This is a genomic window from Aquimarina sp. MMG015 (genome assembly GCF_018100855.1).
In the GTDB taxonomy this organism is placed as follows: Bacteria; Bacteroidota; Bacteroidia; order Flavobacteriales; family Flavobacteriaceae; genus Aquimarina; species Aquimarina latercula.
In genome coordinates this window covers 115119-132887 of the sequence record NZ_JAGJEB010000012.1, presented here as the reverse complement: position 1 = coordinate 132887, position 17769 = coordinate 115119, and the positions used below count along the sequence as shown (strand labels likewise).

Annotated in this window: 18 protein-coding genes and 5 tRNA genes; all 23 read right to left on the bottom strand. The window is 33.5% G+C overall.

The annotated features are described in order from the left end of the window. Positions 1 to 20 precede the first annotated feature (20 nt). The gene (gene rplL, locus J8L88_RS19870) at positions 21 to 395 is read right to left on the bottom strand and encodes a 50S ribosomal protein L7/L12 (protein WP_027393800.1); all 375 of its coding nucleotides are present in this window, start codon (positions 393 to 395) and stop codon (positions 21 to 23) included. A gap of 68 nt (positions 396 to 463) precedes the next feature. Next, positions 464 to 985 (bottom strand): 50S ribosomal protein L10, encoded by a 522-nt coding sequence (gene rplJ / locus J8L88_RS19865; protein ID WP_027393799.1) that lies wholly within the window; start codon positions 983 to 985, stop codon positions 464 to 466. Positions 986 to 1000: 15 nt separating this feature from the next. Further along, positions 1001 to 1696, bottom strand: a complete 696-nt coding sequence (gene rplA / locus J8L88_RS19860; RefSeq protein WP_027393798.1) for a 50S ribosomal protein L1 — start codon at positions 1694 to 1696, stop codon at positions 1001 to 1003. Between the two features lie 18 nt (positions 1697 to 1714). Beyond that, positions 1715 to 2152 carry a 50S ribosomal protein L11 gene (gene rplK, locus J8L88_RS19855; RefSeq protein WP_027393797.1) on the bottom strand — a complete coding sequence of 146 codons (438 nt, stop codon included), beginning with the start codon at positions 2150 to 2152 and terminating at the stop codon, positions 1715 to 1717. A 77-nt stretch (positions 2153 to 2229) separates the two neighbouring features. Continuing rightward, the gene (gene nusG, locus J8L88_RS19850) at positions 2230 to 2784 is read right to left on the bottom strand and encodes a transcription termination/antitermination protein NusG (protein ID WP_027393796.1); all 555 of its coding nucleotides are present in this window, start codon (positions 2782 to 2784) and stop codon (positions 2230 to 2232) included. 6 nt (positions 2785 to 2790) lie between these two features. Next, positions 2791 to 2988, bottom strand: a complete 198-nt coding sequence (gene secE, locus J8L88_RS19845; protein ID WP_027393795.1) for a preprotein translocase subunit SecE — start codon at positions 2986 to 2988, stop codon at positions 2791 to 2793. Between the two features lie 90 nt (positions 2989 to 3078). Further along, positions 3079 to 3151, bottom strand: a tRNA-Trp gene (locus J8L88_RS19840). 57 nt (positions 3152 to 3208) lie between these two features. Beyond that, positions 3209 to 4396: an elongation factor Tu gene (tuf, locus tag J8L88_RS19835; protein WP_027393794.1), complete on the bottom strand. Its 1188-nt coding sequence runs from the start codon at positions 4394 to 4396 to the stop codon at positions 3209 to 3211. 58 nt (positions 4397 to 4454) lie between these two features. Next, a tRNA-Thr gene (locus J8L88_RS19830) sits at positions 4455 to 4526 on the bottom strand. Positions 4527 to 4651: 125 nt separating this feature from the next. Further along, a tRNA-Gly gene (locus J8L88_RS19825) sits at positions 4652 to 4724 on the bottom strand. Positions 4725 to 4757: 33 nt separating this feature from the next. Further along, positions 4758 to 4840: transfer RNA gene (locus tag J8L88_RS19820), tRNA-Tyr, on the bottom strand. A gap of 121 nt (positions 4841 to 4961) precedes the next feature. Next, positions 4962 to 5035: transfer RNA gene (locus tag J8L88_RS19815), tRNA-Thr, on the bottom strand. A gap of 101 nt (positions 5036 to 5136) precedes the next feature. Then, positions 5137 to 5439 carry a ribosome hibernation-promoting factor, HPF/YfiA family gene (hpf, locus tag J8L88_RS19810; RefSeq protein ID WP_027393793.1) on the bottom strand — a complete coding sequence of 101 codons (303 nt, stop codon included), beginning with the start codon at positions 5437 to 5439 and terminating at the stop codon, positions 5137 to 5139. Positions 5440 to 5506: 67 nt separating this feature from the next. Then, positions 5507 to 6397 (bottom strand): tyrosine-type recombinase/integrase, encoded by an 891-nt coding sequence (locus tag J8L88_RS19805; protein ID WP_027393792.1) that lies wholly within the window; start codon positions 6395 to 6397, stop codon positions 5507 to 5509. Between the two features lie 123 nt (positions 6398 to 6520). After that, the gene (gene rpsU / locus J8L88_RS19800; RefSeq protein WP_025743950.1) at positions 6521 to 6715 is read right to left on the bottom strand and encodes a 30S ribosomal protein S21; all 195 of its coding nucleotides are present in this window, start codon (positions 6713 to 6715) and stop codon (positions 6521 to 6523) included. Between the two features lie 226 nt (positions 6716 to 6941). Beyond that, on the bottom strand, positions 6942 to 8321 hold the full coding sequence (locus J8L88_RS19795) for an alpha-amylase (RefSeq protein WP_027393791.1): 1380 nt from the start codon (positions 8319 to 8321) through the stop codon (positions 6942 to 6944). A 494-nt stretch (positions 8322 to 8815) separates the two neighbouring features. Beyond that, a complete protein-coding gene (locus J8L88_RS19790) occupies positions 8816 to 10795 on the bottom strand; it encodes a thiol-activated cytolysin family protein (protein WP_211061639.1) in 1980 nt (659 codons plus the stop codon). A 440-nt stretch (positions 10796 to 11235) separates the two neighbouring features. After that, complete coding sequence (locus tag J8L88_RS19785; RefSeq protein WP_118389606.1) at positions 11236 to 12399, bottom strand: acyl-CoA dehydrogenase family protein; 1164 nt, start codon at positions 12397 to 12399, stop codon at positions 11236 to 11238. Positions 12400 to 12515: 116 nt separating this feature from the next. Beyond that, positions 12516 to 13388 carry a helix-hairpin-helix domain-containing protein gene (locus J8L88_RS19780; protein ID WP_211061638.1) on the bottom strand — a complete coding sequence of 291 codons (873 nt, stop codon included), beginning with the start codon at positions 13386 to 13388 and terminating at the stop codon, positions 12516 to 12518. 20 nt (positions 13389 to 13408) lie between these two features. Then, positions 13409 to 14983 carry a sodium:alanine symporter family protein gene (locus J8L88_RS19775; protein ID WP_211061637.1) on the bottom strand — a complete coding sequence of 525 codons (1575 nt, stop codon included), beginning with the start codon at positions 14981 to 14983 and terminating at the stop codon, positions 13409 to 13411. Positions 14984 to 15082: 99 nt separating this feature from the next. Next, positions 15083 to 16090 carry a TrkA family potassium uptake protein gene (locus J8L88_RS19770; protein ID WP_027393786.1) on the bottom strand — a complete coding sequence of 336 codons (1008 nt, stop codon included), beginning with the start codon at positions 16088 to 16090 and terminating at the stop codon, positions 15083 to 15085. Between the two features lie 2 nt (positions 16091 to 16092). Then, positions 16093 to 16314, bottom strand: a complete 222-nt coding sequence (locus J8L88_RS19765) for a PspC family transcriptional regulator (RefSeq protein WP_035085698.1) — start codon at positions 16312 to 16314, stop codon at positions 16093 to 16095. Positions 16315 to 16331: 17 nt separating this feature from the next. Continuing rightward, positions 16332 to 17639: a DUF2851 family protein gene (locus tag J8L88_RS19760; RefSeq protein ID WP_247666517.1), complete on the bottom strand. Its 1308-nt coding sequence runs from the start codon at positions 17637 to 17639 to the stop codon at positions 16332 to 16334. Between the last annotated feature and the right edge of the window lie 130 nt (positions 17640 to 17769).

Sequence of the window (17769 nt, the reverse complement as noted above, 5' to 3'; positions counted from 1 at the left end):
TATGTCAATATTTGGTAAGCTTACTTAAGCTCAACCTCTGCTCCAGCCTCTTCTAATTGAGCTTTAAGAGCTTCTGCTTCATCTTTTGCTACTCCTTCTTTGATTGCACTTGGAGCACCATCAACTAATCCTTTAGCGTCTTTAAGACCTAGACCAGTTAATTCTTTTACTAATTTTACAACTGCTAACTTAGCACCTCCTGGAGCTTTAAGAATTACATCAAATTCTGATTTTTCTTCTGCAGCTTCACCACCACCAGCACCACCAGCAGCAACAGCTACTGCAGCAGCAGCAGGCTCAATACCATACTCTTCTTTTAGTATATCTGCTAATTCATTAACTTCTTTTACAGTTAAGTTAACTAATTGTTCTGCGAAATCTTTTAAATCTGCCATTTTCTATCGTTTTAAATAATTTTTTTTAATTGAAATATAATTTGTTAAAAAGTGCGTACACGCTTAGATTATCCTTCTTTTTCGGATAATGTTTTAAGAATACCAGCAATAGTACCACCACTTGACTTTAATGCTGAAATAACATTCTTAGCAGGTGATTGTAATAAGCCAATAATATCTCCGATAACTTCTTCCTTAGACTTGATATTAACAAGTGCTTCTAGATTCTCATCACCAACAAAAATCGCTGACTCTACGAAAGCTCCTTTTAATACAGGCTTCTCAGATTTCTTACGAAACTCTTTAATAACCTTCGCTGGTGCATTTCCAGTTTCGGAAAACATAATAGAAGTATTACCTTTTAATACCTCAGGTAATTCTCCAAACTCCTTATCTGATTTCTCCATTGCCTTAGCAAGGAGCGTATTCTTAATTACTTTTAATGATACGTTAGCTTTAAAACAAGCTCTACGTAAATTTGAAGTTGTTCCTGCATCTAATCCTGAAATATCAGCTAAATAAATATTAGAGTTTTCAGCTAACTGAGCAGTTAAGTCTTCAATTACTTGTGATTTTTCTTCTCTTGTCATAATCGTATATCTTAATTACCCAGCAAAGTGCTTAGAATCAATTTCTAAACTAGGGCTCATAGTAGAAGACATATAAATAGATTTTATATATACACCTTTAGCAGCCACAGGTTTTAACTTCACCAATGTTGTTAATAATTCTTTTGCATTTCCCGCTATCTTATCAGCAGAAAAAGATGACTTCCCAATTGCAGCGTGAACGATTCCTGTCTTATCAACTTTGAAATCTATCTTACCAGCTTTAACATCAGAAACAGCCTTAGCTATATCCATAGTTACAGTACCAGTCTTTGGGTTAGGCATTAAACCACGAGGTCCTAAAACTCGACCTAATGGACCTAATTTACCCATCACACTTGGCATAGTGATAATCACATCTACATCAGTCCATCCACCTTTGATTTTATCAAGATACTCATCAAGACCTACAAAATCAGCACCAGCTTCTTTAGCTTCAGCTTCTTTATCTGGTGTTACCAATGCAAGAACTTTAACATCCTTTCCTGTTCCGTGAGGTAAAGTTACCACACCACGTACCATTTGATTAGCTTTACGAGGATCTACGTTCAAACGAACTGCTAAATCTACAGATGCATCAAAATTTACGTTTGTTATTTCTTTTACTAAAGCAGAAGCTTCGTCTACTGAATATGATTTATTCTTTTCAACTTTAGCTCTAACTTCTTTTTGCTTTTTAGTTACTTTTGCCATTTTCTACACGTTTTTGGATTAAAAAGGAGCTTGTCCTTTTACAGTTACACCCATTGAACGAGCGGTACCGGCTATCATTTTCATAGCAGATTCAACAGTAAATGCATTCAAATCTTGCATTTTATCTTCTGCTATTGCACGAACTTGATCCCAAGTAACACTAGCTACTTTCTTACGATTTGGCTCTCCTGAACCCTTTTTCGTTTTTGCTGCTTCCAGTATTTGAACTGCTGCAGGTGGAGTTTTAATTACAAAATCAAAAGATTTGTCTTTGTAAACATTGATAACAACCGGTAATACTTTACCAGCCTTATCTTGTGTTCTACCATTGAATTGCTTACAGAATTCCATGATATTCACTCCGGCAGCACCTAAAGCAGGTCCAACTGGTGGGGACGGATTAGCCGCTCCTCCACGTACTTGAAGTTTTACAACCTTACTTATCTCTTTAGCCATTTTTCTAATTTTAAATTAGAATTGTTCTATAAAGTGGAAGCAATAAGAACAATTCAGGATATATAATGTAACAATTATTATACTTTTTCTACTTGCATATAGCTTAATTCTAATGGTGTTTTTCTTCCAAAAATCTTTACCATTACCTCTAGCTTACGCTTTTCTTCATTTACTTTCTCTACTGTACCATTAAAACCATTAAATGGACCATCAATAACTTTAACCGTTTCTCCAACAGTATAAGGAATTGCAACATTATCAGTTTTTACAGCAAGTTCATCAACCTTACCTAACATTCTATTAATCTCTGCCTTTCTTAAAGGAACAGGATCTCCACCCTTTACTTCTCCAAGAAAACCAATAACTCCATTAATAGATTTTATTATATGAGGGATTTCTCCAGATAGGTTAGCTTCTATCATAACATACCCAGGAAAATACACTCTTTCCTTATTTATTTTCTTTCCGTTACGGATTTGCACCACTTTTTCAGTAGGAACTAAGATCTGAGAAACATAATCCTCCATACCCATATGAGCGATTTCTCTCTCTATATAGTCTTTAACCTTATTTTCTTGACCACTTACAGCACGTACTACGTACCATTTCTTTGTATTACTAACTTCAGCCATACTAATTTATGATTTAACTAAAGTAAAATAATACTCTATCAAATTACTGAATACAGTATCCACTCCCCAGATAGCTAAGGAAAAAATAACAGAAAATACAATGGTAACTAAAGTTAGTCTTTGTGCTTCTGCCCAAGGAGTCCAAGTAACGTGGTTTTTCAACTCGCTATATGATTCCGAAATATAATTTATTAATCCAGCCATCTTTCTATTCTTTTTAACGACAAACCTGTCACTTGAAACTTATCTTAAAATCATTATGCTTTTAAGCATATATAATTCAAATTTTCTAAGCACGGGTTGAGAGGCTCGAACTCCCGACACCTGGTTTTGGAGACCAGTGCTCTACCAACTGAGCTAAACCCGTATACATAAGTCAAGGTATTCGTCGTAACGAATACCTTTCCTTATATCATCTATATTATTAGTCTAAAATTTCAGTTACCTGACCGGCACCTACTGTTCTACCACCTTCACGGATAGCAAAACGAAGACCTACATTCATTGCAATTGGCTGAATAAGCTCAACAGTAATAGTTAAGTTATCTCCAGGCATTACCATCTCAACTCCATCAGGAAGCGCAATGTTTCCAGTTACATCAGTTGTACGAACGTAGAACTGAGGACGGTAGTTATTATGGAATGGAGTGTGACGTCCACCTTCTTCTTTCTTAAGAATATATACCTCAGCTTTGAATTTAGCGTGTGGTGTTACAGATCCTGGCTTAGTAATTACCATACCACGAGAAATCTGAGTTTTCTCAATACCTCTTAATAAGATACCAGCGTTATCTCCAGCTTCTCCTCTATCAAGGATTTGACGGAACATCTCAATACCTGTTATAGTAGAAGTTAATTTCTCAGCACCCATACCGATGATCTCAACAGGATCTCCAGTGTTAGCAATACCTGTTTCTATACGACCAGTTGCTACAGTACCACGTCCAGTAATAGAGAATACATCTTCAATCGGCATTAAGAAATCCTTATCGATTTCACGTAATGGCTCCTCAATCCAAGCATCTACTTCTTTCATTAATTCTAAAACCGTATCAACCCACTTTTGTTCTCCATTAAGAGCACCAAGTGCTGATCCAGCAACTACAGGTCCATTATCTCCATCATACTCATAGAAAGAAAGAAGATCTCTAACTTCCATCTCTACTAATTCTAAAAGCTCCTCGTCATCAACCATATCCACTTTATTAAGGAATACAACGATTCTTGGAATACCTACCTGACGTCCTAAAAGGATGTGCTCACGAGTTTGTGGCATAGGTCCATCAGTAGCAGCTACCACTAATATAGCACCATCCATCTGCGCAGCACCAGTTACCATGTTCTTTACGTAATCGGCGTGACCTGGACAGTCAACGTGTGCATAGTGACGGTTAGCTGTTTGATATTCTACGTGAGATGTATTAATTGTAATACCTCTTTCTTTTTCTTCTGGAGCGTTATCGATAGTATCGAAATCTCTAGCCTCAGAAAGACCAGCATCTGCCAATACCTTAGTAATAGCAGCCGTTAAAGTTGTTTTACCGTGATCAACGTGTCCAATAGTACCAATATTTAAGTGCGGTTTGGAACGATCAAAAGTTTCCTTTGCCATAATTAATTTATTTAATCTTAGTTATATATTAGTGTTCAATTAATGCTTCTGAACCAAGAGCCAATGACGAGATTTGAACTCGTGACCTCTTCCTTACCAAGGAAACGCTCTACCCCTGAGCTACACCGGCTTTTTAAAGTACACAATGATAAACCAGAGTCCTTTATTTAACATAAAAAGAAAACCGATTCATCACATTCTATTTTAAAAATCCAATGCTAATAATGCATCAAGATTAGCTCTGTATTTTTTAAGAGCGGGAGACCAGGTTCGAACTGGCGACATTCAGCTTGGAAGGCTGACGCTCTACCAACTGAGCTACTCCCGCGATTTACAATTTTGAAATCAAAATTGAAGGTTGTGGGGAGAGCAGGATTCGAACCTGCGAAGTTAAAAAACAACAGATTTACAGTCTGTCCTCGTTGGCCGCTTGAGTATCTCCCCAAAAAAATCATTATTTTAGAATGAACTTCTAAATTTCGAAGCGCAAAAGTAATCAAATATTTTACAATTCAAAATTTTACAAAAAAAAGGTTTATTTATTTTCAAACTTAACCTTTTTTTGAGCCGATGGAGGGACTCGAACCCACGACCTGCTGATTACAAATCAGCTGCTCTAGCCAGCTGAGCTACATCGGCTTTTGGTTACTTTTTTAAGCATAAAAAAGTCCGCTATTTCTAACGGACTGCAAATGTATAGAATTTATTTATTACACAAAACATTTTTTTAAAAAAAATCATCAAACATGTGCATTTAATTTTTCCTTGCGTTTCCTTAACTGTCTCTCCAATGAACTAACACACTCATCCACACCTTCTTCGAAACTTTTATTTATTTTTTTGATTATAAACTCATCTCCTGGCACACTAAGCAAAATTTCTGTGATTTTATTTTCCTTACCACTCGTATTCATAACTTTTAGAAAAACATCAGCATAAATAATACGACTAAAATGATTTTCCAACTTATCCAATTTTGCTTGAGTAAAATCTATCAACTTCTGATCTACATTAAAATTTACGGATTGCAAGTTCACTTTCATAGGTGTTATATTAATTGGTTAAACAAATACTTAAAACCTAAAAGAAATTAACAAAGCAGCTTATAGTTTATTTTTTATTCCTTGGATGGGATTGTTTATACACTTTTGCCAACTGTGCTATACTTTGATGCGTATACACCTGAGTAGCTGCTAAACTAGAATGACCTAGCAATTCTTTTACAGCGTTTAAGTTCGCGCCTTCATTAAGTAGATGTGTCGCAAATGAGTGTCTCAATATATGCGGACTTCTTTTAACTTTTGAAGATACATTACTAAAATAGCCATTTATGACTCGATAAACAAGTGTTTCATATATTTTAACTCCTTTTTCTGTAAGTAGTAACGAAGAATCTCCCAACTCTTTAACTACATCTTTACGCAACTCTATATACTGCTCTATAGTTTTAATAACTGAAGGGATTAATGGAACATACCGTTCTTTATTTCGCTTTCCTAAGACTTTGATCTGCTTAGATGAGACATCAACATCTTTAAGCTTAAGATTCACCAATTCAATTCTACGCATTCCAGTTGCATAAAATAACTCCACAATTAACCTATCCCTAACACTTTTAAAATCCACACCACTAGACAACTCTTCCAAAACGAGATCAACCTCTGCATCCGAAAATGGTATTTGAAGTTTGTTAGAAGCTTTTAACGCCTTATGTTTAGCTAACGGATTCTTATCTATCTGCTCCGACTTAAGCAAGAATTTAAAATAAGTCTTAAGAGAAGACACTTTTCTATTAATTGTTCTATTCGAAACTTCTTTATCAACCAGACTAACTATCCAAGAACGGATTTGAGTATAATCCGATTTTGAAATATCTTTTACATCGTATTCATCTTCATAAAATTGAACAAAAGACAGCAAATCTGCTTTATAAGCAGCAACAGTATGTGTAGAGTATTTTTTCTCTAAAAGTAAATAATCTACAAACTCCTTAATAAACATAAAAAAAACCATTAGACCGCAAAAGTATAAAACTTTTACATCTAATGGTTCAATTTATATATACTGAAAAACGAAGTTCGATTTCTCTACAAGAAATCAAAACATACAACGTTTCAACATTTTTTAAATTTCCTCTTGATCTCTTAAGTGCTGAATGTACTGCGCTTTTTGAACTTGAGCTCTGCGCTCTACAGAAGGCTTTGTGAACGCCTGACGCTTACGCAGCTGACGCATAGTTCCTGTTCTGTCGAATTTACGCTTAAAACGTTTTAACGCTCTATCTATATTTTCTCCGTCTTTAACTGGTATAATTAACATAGTGTTACCTCCTTTCTTTAAAAATTAGGGTGCAAAGATAACACAAAAGTATTATCTACAAAGCTTTTTCTTCACGAAGTTAATTATTCTTCATTTTTTATTGTAAACATTCGAATATCATCATAAAAAAAAACAGCTCCTCTATCTATATAATTATTTAATAGAAATAGGAGCTGTCCTTGATTTATACAGTATCTTTTTACACAAGTAACAATATACCCAATCCTTACTTAAGAGACCATACAGTATACCCTTTCGGCGGAGCTTGTATTTTAACCCATTTCCCTCCTTGAGTTACCGGCTCCCAGCTCGAATTACCTGTATAATCTTTTATTCTTCGGCTAGACCAGTTTGTCTGAATCCATCTTTCTTTCCACGAATTAGAATTATTGATATACACAATTAAACCATTCTTTCCTCCACCACCATTTCTTCTAGCAATATACTCATCGTTATCTGTCCATAAATTTGAAGTATTACCTCCGGCCAAGTTATTATGAATCCATATAAGATTGTTCAGCTTATTTTTATCCAACCAGTCTTCGTAATCCCTATAAAAAAGTGCAGGATATCCTTCGTGAGTTAAAATATAAGCGTATGCTAATAACTTATTGGTATAAATTTCATCAGTATCATGATTAGCTACAAAAGTAACAGCTCTACTGGCATTTCTTTTCCAAAGCATATCTCCACTAAGTGCATTTAGATTATTACCTACGAACGCGTCCCGCATTTTATAATAGCAAGCAAAATCAAATGCGGACATCTGTGCTTCATTTGTCCACCAATCCAAGGTATTTACATTTCCATCCCAATATTCTCCAACACCAAAGCCACCTGTTGACTGACGAAATTCTTTTGCAACCCAAGGAGCAAAACCTTTTACATAATCAAACCTATATCCATCAAACCCCATAGTGTTAGTATAATACTTCGCCACAGAGTTACTTCTCTTCCATAACCAGTCCTGAACATATGTTTTGTTATGGCTTAAATCTGGGAATCCTCCAAAGAAACCACTATCAGAATTATAGGCTTCATTTGGGTGAAAATCATACTTTGTTCTATTAAACTTATTAGACAATGGATTAAATTTTGTGTACGTCTCTTTTCCTGCAAATTCATTCGGTTCTAAATCCCCACCGCTATTATGATTAATAACAATATCAGCAATCACACTTAAACTGTTACTATGAGCCGTCGATATAAGACTTTCGAGCTCGGATCTTGAACCAAATCGTGTCTCGGTACTTCCCATTTGGTTATATTCTCCAAAATCATAATAATCAAAGGGATCATATCCCATAGAGAATGGCCCATTTTGTGCTTTACTTACTGGCGGTAGCCAAATAGCATCAACACCTGCATTACTCCAAGCGTTAACTTTTCCTTTTACAACATTCCACCAAGTACCACCTGCAGGAACATCCCAATAAAAAGCTTGCATCATCACCCCAGATCCAATAGCTTTAAGACCTGCTCTAGTAGAAGTTGATTCCTCTGGTTTGATCGACTCAGGCTCTACTGAATCTAGAACCTCGTCTTTACCGCATGAAACGATAAAAAATACCGTCAACAGAAAATAAACGAATTTAATAGTTTTCATAAAAAGTGTTTTTTGTGTTAAATTTCTCACAATGTAATATTTTTACATACACGAAAACGTTTGAAGAACCACTCAAACGTTTTCGTGTTAATAAAATTTTATCATGTATTCAAAAATGAGCGCTAAAAAGTAGCAAATTGTCATTTTGTAAAGACAATAAAAAGAAAATTCTCAGTTCGGACTTAATTTTCATCTCTAGATCAAGGATTTTAAACAGTATAGATGAAATATTTCGGCAATAATCTCTCTTAAGATTATGGAAGTCTTTCCGTCTATTGTTTCATTTTAGTCTTGGGTTATAAAATCCAAATCCTATGTTTTACCTTGCTATTCATTTTAAAAAGAAAATTCAAACTTTCAAAATAGAAATATATCAGAAACCCCGAAGCAAAACCTTCGGGGAGTCATGAAAAGTAAACTTGGGGAAAGGGTTTTAGGGCAATTACTATAAATAAGTAGGTAAGATTTACAGAGACATAATACTCAACAAACTATTATTGCAGTACTCTAACTCCTGAATAATCAGCTTCAAAATCATCAACCTCTCTAATTCTTCTATACACATTTCTTCTCCTCGCATTCAAATCATTTAAATACATCATAAGATCACCTTCTTCATTAATTAGCAAAAGCTCTTCTACTCCTCCTAAAAAACGTATTACAGCCGCAGCTCCTATTTTATTAAAACTGTCGTTACCTTCATTTTTTAGTAATACCGATAAATTTTGCGTTTCTACATTATCCATAGCTGTACTACTGGAAAAAAGGTTTTGCATAAACTCTGGCGACCCATCAGAAAAAACAATAGAAGTCATTCTATTACCATCAGCCAAGTTAGAAGGTAATCCTGCAGCCGCCGAAACACCTTCTGCAGAAAAAGGGAAAGGTGAATCAGAAGTACTTAAAATAGTATCGATATTTTCAGTATTGGAAGCATAAACTCCAATTGGATTTGTATCATTAATATCAAAATTTTCATTCACAAAAAACCGATGTGACCTAATCCCTCCATTATCAATAAATATCACAGTGTTTTCAGGAAATCCTTTATCAGTTTCTGTATGTTTGAAACCAGCCCCTACGTTATCCAAATCACTAACTCCTAATGGACCATCAGGATCATTATGATCAAATACTCCTAATACTTCTGCTAATCCTGCGTCATAAATAGCGTATCTATCACCTGCTTCATTATAAACACCTATGACGGCATCTTTAATATTGAAAGCTGCTCCTATACGATCATCGGTACCAAAAATATCAACCAGATTTTGATAAGCTCTTAGTGGTAGTTGCCCTTTTAATTCGCAAGTAGTTCTACCGAACTCTGTAGCTAAATCTACACCAACAATTTGATCAGGTCGTTCCACGCTTCTTACCACATAAGAAACCGGCAATGCAAAACGTAAATCAGAAGTTTCTCCTAATGCTGAAGCAATATCTCGAATATTGGTTTCACCAATCAACTCAAAAGCACCACTAGAAGGCCCTCCATATGCAATTACCTTTATTTTTAAGTCATTTAAGCTTTCAACTGAAGAAACATCCAAGCCAGCGGAAGCATTAACCGCAAGACCTCTAAAACTCGCATTGATACTTGCATCCATTTCTTGACGAGAAGAAGTCGATTCTATCAACATGTAAAAAACACGTCCAAAAGTTACAGAGGAAATAAAAGTTGCCGGATTATCACCTTGTACAAATGGTGCTAAATCTTCAGGAGTAACACTTTCGCCAAAAATTTGCCCAATTTCGGTAGGCAAATCAAAACTCATTGTATACATACTTTGGTCTAATTTAACTAACGTACGATTGAATTCTTTTTCTGTGCTAAAACTAAAATTGCTAGAAACATTCACTCTAAATGCACGTACATTAATACCTAATTCTATCGCCAACTGCTCTTCAGACTCTACCTGCTCGATGTCCACTGTAAAATTTGCTGGAGCTTCTTCTCCTGATGTGCTGATAATTTGGTTTATAGCATCTTGAATCGTACTTCGTTTCACCTCATCTACTTCTACAGAAGATTGTAAATTTCCGTTATTAATATTTATAGAAATAGTTCCTCCTGCTCTTTCGACTACAATAGGAGAAGGCGTAGGCTCGGACAAAGTTTTTCCTTGTAATAAATTACCTGGAAATATTACATCTGCATTTGTATCAAATAAATTAAATTTTCCTGTTCCATCCTTCAAATCTATAGTTTCGGTAACGCAAATAAATCTCGAAGTGGTTCCATCTGCATTACTCTCATCTAATGCAGTTTCTTCTATAGATATAACTTCCTCTATTCTTTCTTCATTAAAAGAAGGAATCTCGTTTCCGACAGAAAACACATCTTCATATGTCAAAGGTTCTTCTCCAACAATCGAGTTTTCTTCATCAGATGAATCATCATTACTACACCCAAAAGTGAGACATAAAAAAAACAATATGTTGAGTTTAATAAAAAGTGTTATTAGCTTTTTCATAATTAATTAAAATATTTTTAAATAAATGATTTGTGACGCAATACTACAACCGCAGTACGCTGCAAAAAAAAAGAAGTAAGATGAAGACGAAAAAAAAGCGTTTAGAAGGAAAAAAAAAACGGTTAAAGGGAATACTATAATACCTCTACTGATTTAGGATTATCGTATCTATATCAGGGATAAAGTTTACAAGTTGGTGTATATTGATCCAATTTACATTTGGAAGTAAAAAAAAATTATCAATCCTTCTTTTGATTAAAAAAGTTGTACTATTTCATATAAACACTAGCTAGACAATAAGAAGAAAAAAGGCTTTTTATATGTCTTAAGTTTATAGACATATAAAAAGCCTTTTAAAATTTTATAAGCAAGCGAAACATCTTCTTATAATTACCATTTTGACAAATTGAAAAAATTTTCGCCAAAAAAGCAACCTATAATTATGCTTTCACAGCTGGTTTGTATTCTTTCTTGTCGATTACCATTTTGGCGATAATCTCTCTTAAAATTTCAGAAGTACCTCCTCCTATTGGTCCCAATCGGCTATCTCTAAAAAGTCTTGCTAATGGATATTCTTCCATATAACCATATCCTCCTAATAATTGTAGACATTTATAAATCACCTCATCAGCTATTTTTGTAGACATTAACTTAGACATACTTGCTTCTTTTACCACATACTGCCCATCGTTTAATCTTTTAGCTATAGAATAATTAAACTCTTTACACATTTCTAATTCACTAGCCATATCAGCTACTGAGTGACGAAGAGCTTGAAACTTATCGATTGTTTTCCCAAAAGCTTCTCTTTCGCTCATATACTTGATTGCATAATCTAAAGCATATTCGGCTCTTGCATGAGCATTGATACCCATTATCAATCTTTCTAATGCAAAATGCTGCATAATATATGAGAAACCTTTGTTCTCTTCTCCCATCAAGTTATTTCCAGGTATTTTAACATTATCAAAAGCTATCTCGCCAGTATCGGATGCTCTCCAACCTAATTTATCTAATTTAGTAGCAGAAATACCCGGAGTTTCTCTATCCATTATAAAAATACTAATCCCTTTATTACCAAGTTCTGGAGTAGTCTTGGCAGCTACTATAAGATAATCACTATAAACTCCATTGGTAATAAATGTTTTAGAGCCATTAATAACATAAGAATCTCCTTCTTTTACCGCAGTAGTCCTCATACCTGCGACATCAGAACCACCAAATGGTTCGGAAATACATAGGCATCCTATTTTTTCTCCAGAAATACTAGACCTAAGATATTCTTCTTTAATTCTATGATCTCCTTCTTTATTTACATGAGTCATTGCCAAATAAACATGTGCCCACATAGCTGCAGCAAAACCACCAGAATTTATTTTCTGTAACTCTTCTAAAAATATTACGGTATAAAAAAGATCTAGTCCCAATCCTCCATATTCCTCTGGATAAGCTATCCCAAAATAACCCATTTCGCCAAACTTCTCCCAAATGAAACGTTCAATATCACCAGTCTTTTCCCACTTTTCTATATGTGGAACTACTTCTTTTTGTAAAAAATCTTTTAGACTTTCTCTAAATAATTCGTGCTCTTCTGTAAAATACATGTTGTTTAAATGATAACTTTGATTTATATAGCTAACATATTACCATAAATAAAAACATAAAAAACTCTTCTAAGAATTTACATATTATCAATAATCACGGTAATTTTTTCCGATTTTTAATTTAATTCCAAATATAATGCTATTCTATCTATTTTTTCTAAAGAAAAACCCTCAATTTTTCCTAATTCTTCAAAATTAGAAATTCCTTGATGTGCATCTATAAAATCTTTAATTTCTAACGCAGTCTCAAAATCAAAATAAGGAACTTCCATTAATTCCTTTACTGAAGCATTATTAATATTAATCTTTTCAAATCTTCTTATTTCTTTAACAGTATATAGAGATAGAATTTTTTTACGCTGATTATCATACAAGCCTTCAACATCTTTAAGCTGTACATCGCTTATAAAGCCACCTAATCTATCTCTACATTTTATAATCCTCTCTGCAATAAAATCGGGCACACCAATAATATCTTGAAATTCCTTAGAAGTAACACCATTAAGATCCTCTTTTTGAGCAAAAGATTTTATAGGATATCGTACATTATTATAAGGTTTTGATTTTTTAGAATTTTGTACCCAATCAGGAAATTTAAATAAAGGTGAAATTACTGCTAATAATGAATCAGAAACCCCAGTAACCCTTTTAAAATCCGATACAGAATTTATCCATTTATCTTTTTTTCGATATGCATAAAGTTTATCCAATTCACCTGTCGTCATTCCCAAAACGTATCCTTTATAATCCGTTATGAAATTTGGATTAAACTGCTTTAATTTATACTCCTTTTTCTTTTTAAGTGCTTCCTTTTTCAATGAATCTATCTGTATTTGATATTCTGTATAAGCTACAAAGTTGTCCTCACTACTTATAGTGTTAGGAAAAAAATACAACACTCCTATTAAAAAGAACATTAATAGTGCTAAAAGAAGAATCCCATTTCGGAAACGTCTGTGTATCTCGAAATGGGATTCAGTATTTTTCATGTTAAGACGATAAATAAATCTTAATTTTTAGAAGCTTTTATAGCATCTCTATACTTTTTCAATTCTTCTCTTACTCTAGGCAATAATAAAGAAACTCCTATTAAGTTAGGGACAGCCATTGCAAAAATCATTGCGTCAGAAAAATCTGTAACTGCACCAAGACTTATAGAAGCGCCAAGAACTGTAAACAAACAAAATACTATTTTATAAGTCATTATATTCCTTTTGGTTTTTCCAAATAAGAACAACCAAGATTGTAATCCATAATAAGACCAAGAAATCATAGTGGAAAAAGCAAACAATACAACAGCAATAGTTAATACATAAGGAAACCAAGGAATGGCACTTGCAAAGGCATTAGAAGTAAGTTGAACTCCTGAAGCTGCACCTGGATCTAAATAATTACCTGTTATAACAATTACTAATGCAGTAATAGTACAAACAACTACAGTATCAATAAATGGTTCTAACAAAGCTACTATACCTTCACTAGCAGCATAATTTGTTTTTACTGCGCTATGAGCTATTGCTGCACTTCCGACTCCTGCTTCATTAGAAAAAGCCGCTCTTCTAAATCCTTGAATCAAAACTCCAACAAAACCTCCAACAACTCCTTCTGGAGCAAATGCTCCATTAAAAATAGCAGCAAATGCACTCCCAATTTCACTGAAGTTCATCCCAATTACTACAAACGCAGCTAACAGATAGATTCCAACCATAAAAGGAACCACTTTTTCTGTAACCGAAGCAATCCTTTTCAATCCTCCAATAATCACTATACCAACAAATATAGCCATTACAATTCCGAATATTAATCCTGAACTACTTCCATCAAAACCAGCAATTTCATTAAAAATTTGTGCAGCCTGATTACTTTGGAACATATTTCCTCCACCAAAAGAACCACCAATACAAAATATAGCAAAAAGTACTGCCAAAACTTTTCCTAATCCAGCGGCACCTTTTTCTGATAAACCTTTTTTAAGATAGTACATTGGACCACCATATACCGTTCCATCTTCTCCAACGTCTCTATACTTAACCCCTAATGTACATTCTGCAAATTTAGAAGTCATTCCTAATAAACCAGCCACAATCATCCAAAACGTAGCACCTGGTCCACCTATCGTAATAGCTATTGCTACACCTGCTATATTCCCTAAACCAACTGTACCAGACAATGCAGCTGTTAGCGCTTGAAAATGAGAAACTTCTCCTTCTTGACTTTCATCTTTAATAGTATCCACTATATCACCATCAACAACATTAACATTAGTATCTTCTGGTTTACCGTGATCATCAATTTCATCGTACTTACCTCTTACCACATTAATCGCTGTTGCAAATCCTCCAATATTAATAAACTTAAAATAGAATGTAAAAAAAGTTGCAAACCCTAGTAACATTATTACTACCCATGGAATACCAACACCTTCAGTTATTGGTATTTGATAAAAAATAGCGTTAACAAACCAACCTGTATAATCCGCAAATACCTCATTTATTGTTTCATCTAAACCTTTTTCTGCAGTCTCCTGCGCAAATGTTAAAAATGGGATTGTGAGTGCTAAAATTGAAAGAAGAATTCTCTTCATAATGTGTGAGTTAATTGAATTTAGTTTTTTAGAAGTGAGCAAGATGCTAAAAAAAACCATTGTTTACAATAATTTAACGATTAAATCTTTTATGCTAATCTAAATATTAAATTCTTTATTCAATTGATTTACCTGCTCAGGTCTTCCTAGGACAACAACTTTAGAACCTGGCTTTAAAATGGTATCAGCTTCTGGGTTTACAATATATTCGCCTTCAGGAGACTTATAACCTATGATAGTACATCCTGTCCTTGATCGCATAGCAATCTCACGAATAGTTCTCTCTTTTTTATCATCAAACAAATCTTCAAAAGAAACCTCTTCTATATTTATAGATCGCTTACCAACTATTGATAAATTATCTAAAAATTCGATTAAATCCGGCACCACAACTAAAGAAGCCATATGATCTCCTCCGATTCTATCTGGCATAATCACATTATCTGCTCCTGCCAATCTTATTTTCTTATAAGAAGCATCTTGTGATGCTCTACTAATAATTTTAAGGTCCCTGTTAATTTGTCTTGCGGATAACACTATAAATAAATTATCAGCATCTTCTGGTAAGGTACAGATTAAACAAAAGGCTTCTTTTATTTTAGCGTCTATTAATACATTATCTTCTGTGGCATTTCCTTCTAGAAAAAAAAGCTCATCACTTTGATATTTTTCGATTACTGCCTTGTCATTTTCTATAATAATAAAAGGCTTATTATATGCCAACAGTTTATCCGCAGCTTGTTTACCATTTCGACCATAGCCGACAATAATGATATGATTTTCTAGTTTATTCATCATTTTTTGCAATTTTCGATGTTGCACTCTTTGAGGATCACTTTTCCCTACAATATATTCTGTTATTACGGATAAGGAATATCCTAAAATTATTGCACTTGTGGTTATTAAAAAAACCGTAAACAACTTTGCTGTATCATCTAATGGCTCTACTTCTCCGAACCCTACAGTAGACATTGTAATAACGGTCATGTACAAGGCATCAATCCAAGAATAATCGGAAAAAAAACGGAAACCTATTACTCCTACCGCAACTACAGTAATTAGTAAAGCTAAGGCTATATATATTTTAGACCCAAATCGCTTTAACATACTTATAAATCAAAAACTGAAGTTCTTTTAGTATACACTAAATCCTTTAATTTTAACCAAAAGGCCATATTAAGATAAATCACAAATCCTAATCCTGCCGTAGCAAAGGTTAAATAAATAAAGAACAAGCGTACATTTTTAGCACGCATTCCTAACCTATCTGCAAGCCTACTGGAAACATAAAATCCATTGCGCTCCAAAAAATGTCTTAAATTATAAAGCATAATGCAAAATAATTATATTATCCTAAACTACCTTCTCTATTCAATAAATAATTACCTATGGAACATTTTAAACAAGCTTTTTTATCACAATAATTGTTTTTAAGTTCAATCATAGATTGTGAATGTAATGCATCATCCATACGCACTCCCAAATCAATAAAATGATTCGTAATATTATTCTTTTCACAAGGTAGTTGTGACATTAATCCAAATATTTCCTCTTCTACATCTTTTCCAATATCCCTAGCATATAAAAATTTCAAAGGAATAATCGTATTTATCAAAATCAAGTTTATAAATGACTTTGTTATTTTTTTACCTCTCGAACTGGATTCCTTATCAAAAGTATAATGCGTTTCCCAGAACTCACTCGCACTTACATCAAATAGTTCATAAAACATATCGAGATTATTCATACTCATAACCTCACTAAAAAGTTGGTTATTTTTAAAATAAAGACTTGCTAATTGAGATATTCGAATTGTTGGAAAATTAGAAGGTCTTAATCTAAAAAACTTAAAAGGTATCACTCCTTTATTTTGTAATTTAAATTTATTTTTCAAAAAGGCATACTGTTTTAAAAGCTTCTGTACATATGGAACACTAGAGTCTACATCTAGCAAATTAGCTTGTCCAAAAAATAGCGCTTCTAATTGTTCTACATTTGTACTACATTTCCTTAAACAAGGGAACCCAAATGAATTAGCTAGACTTAAAAATGCATCACCATTAACTTTTAACCCAAAATTTTTTGCTAATAACTTAAAAAGCACCTCTTCCCAATCGTTTGATGATTTTTTTAATAATTCTCTAATTTCGGATGACTTATACTCCAAACGTTCTATATATAATCTTTCTTGCCAATTAGAAATTGTAAAACTTGACACTTCTGGAAGTTGTTTCTCACACTGAATCCAGTTGGTAGTTTTATTCTGAAAAATTTTTTGATACTGAATAAGTAAAGATGTACCTACATAATCTTTAAGTTGCAAAGTAGGTAAGCGAGAATTATCGTTTCTAAAAACTTCGATATCATCATCCCATACCACATGCAATATAACATTATCGTATGCCGGATCTATCTCATGATGATGCACATACCAATCACTAGACTTTATATGAATCTCTAAATTTCCTGCCCATTTCTGATCATTAATTATTAATTGTGCATTAAAAAAATCTGGCCCAGAATTCAATTGATTATGATCTCCAACCCTAAGAAGCACTAAAGATTGATTATCAGTAGTTTTTAGATTCGAAAAATTGATTTTTTTGTATTTCCAGATATAATGTAGAAAATCTTCATTCATAAATAAATCATTCATTTAAAAAATTATCACAGTTGATATAAACATTATCATTTGTTCATATACTGTAGATGTGTCTTAAAAAGATGAAATGTTACCCCGCTACGAATAACTTATAAAGAATATTACATAATTTTACTCTTTTATT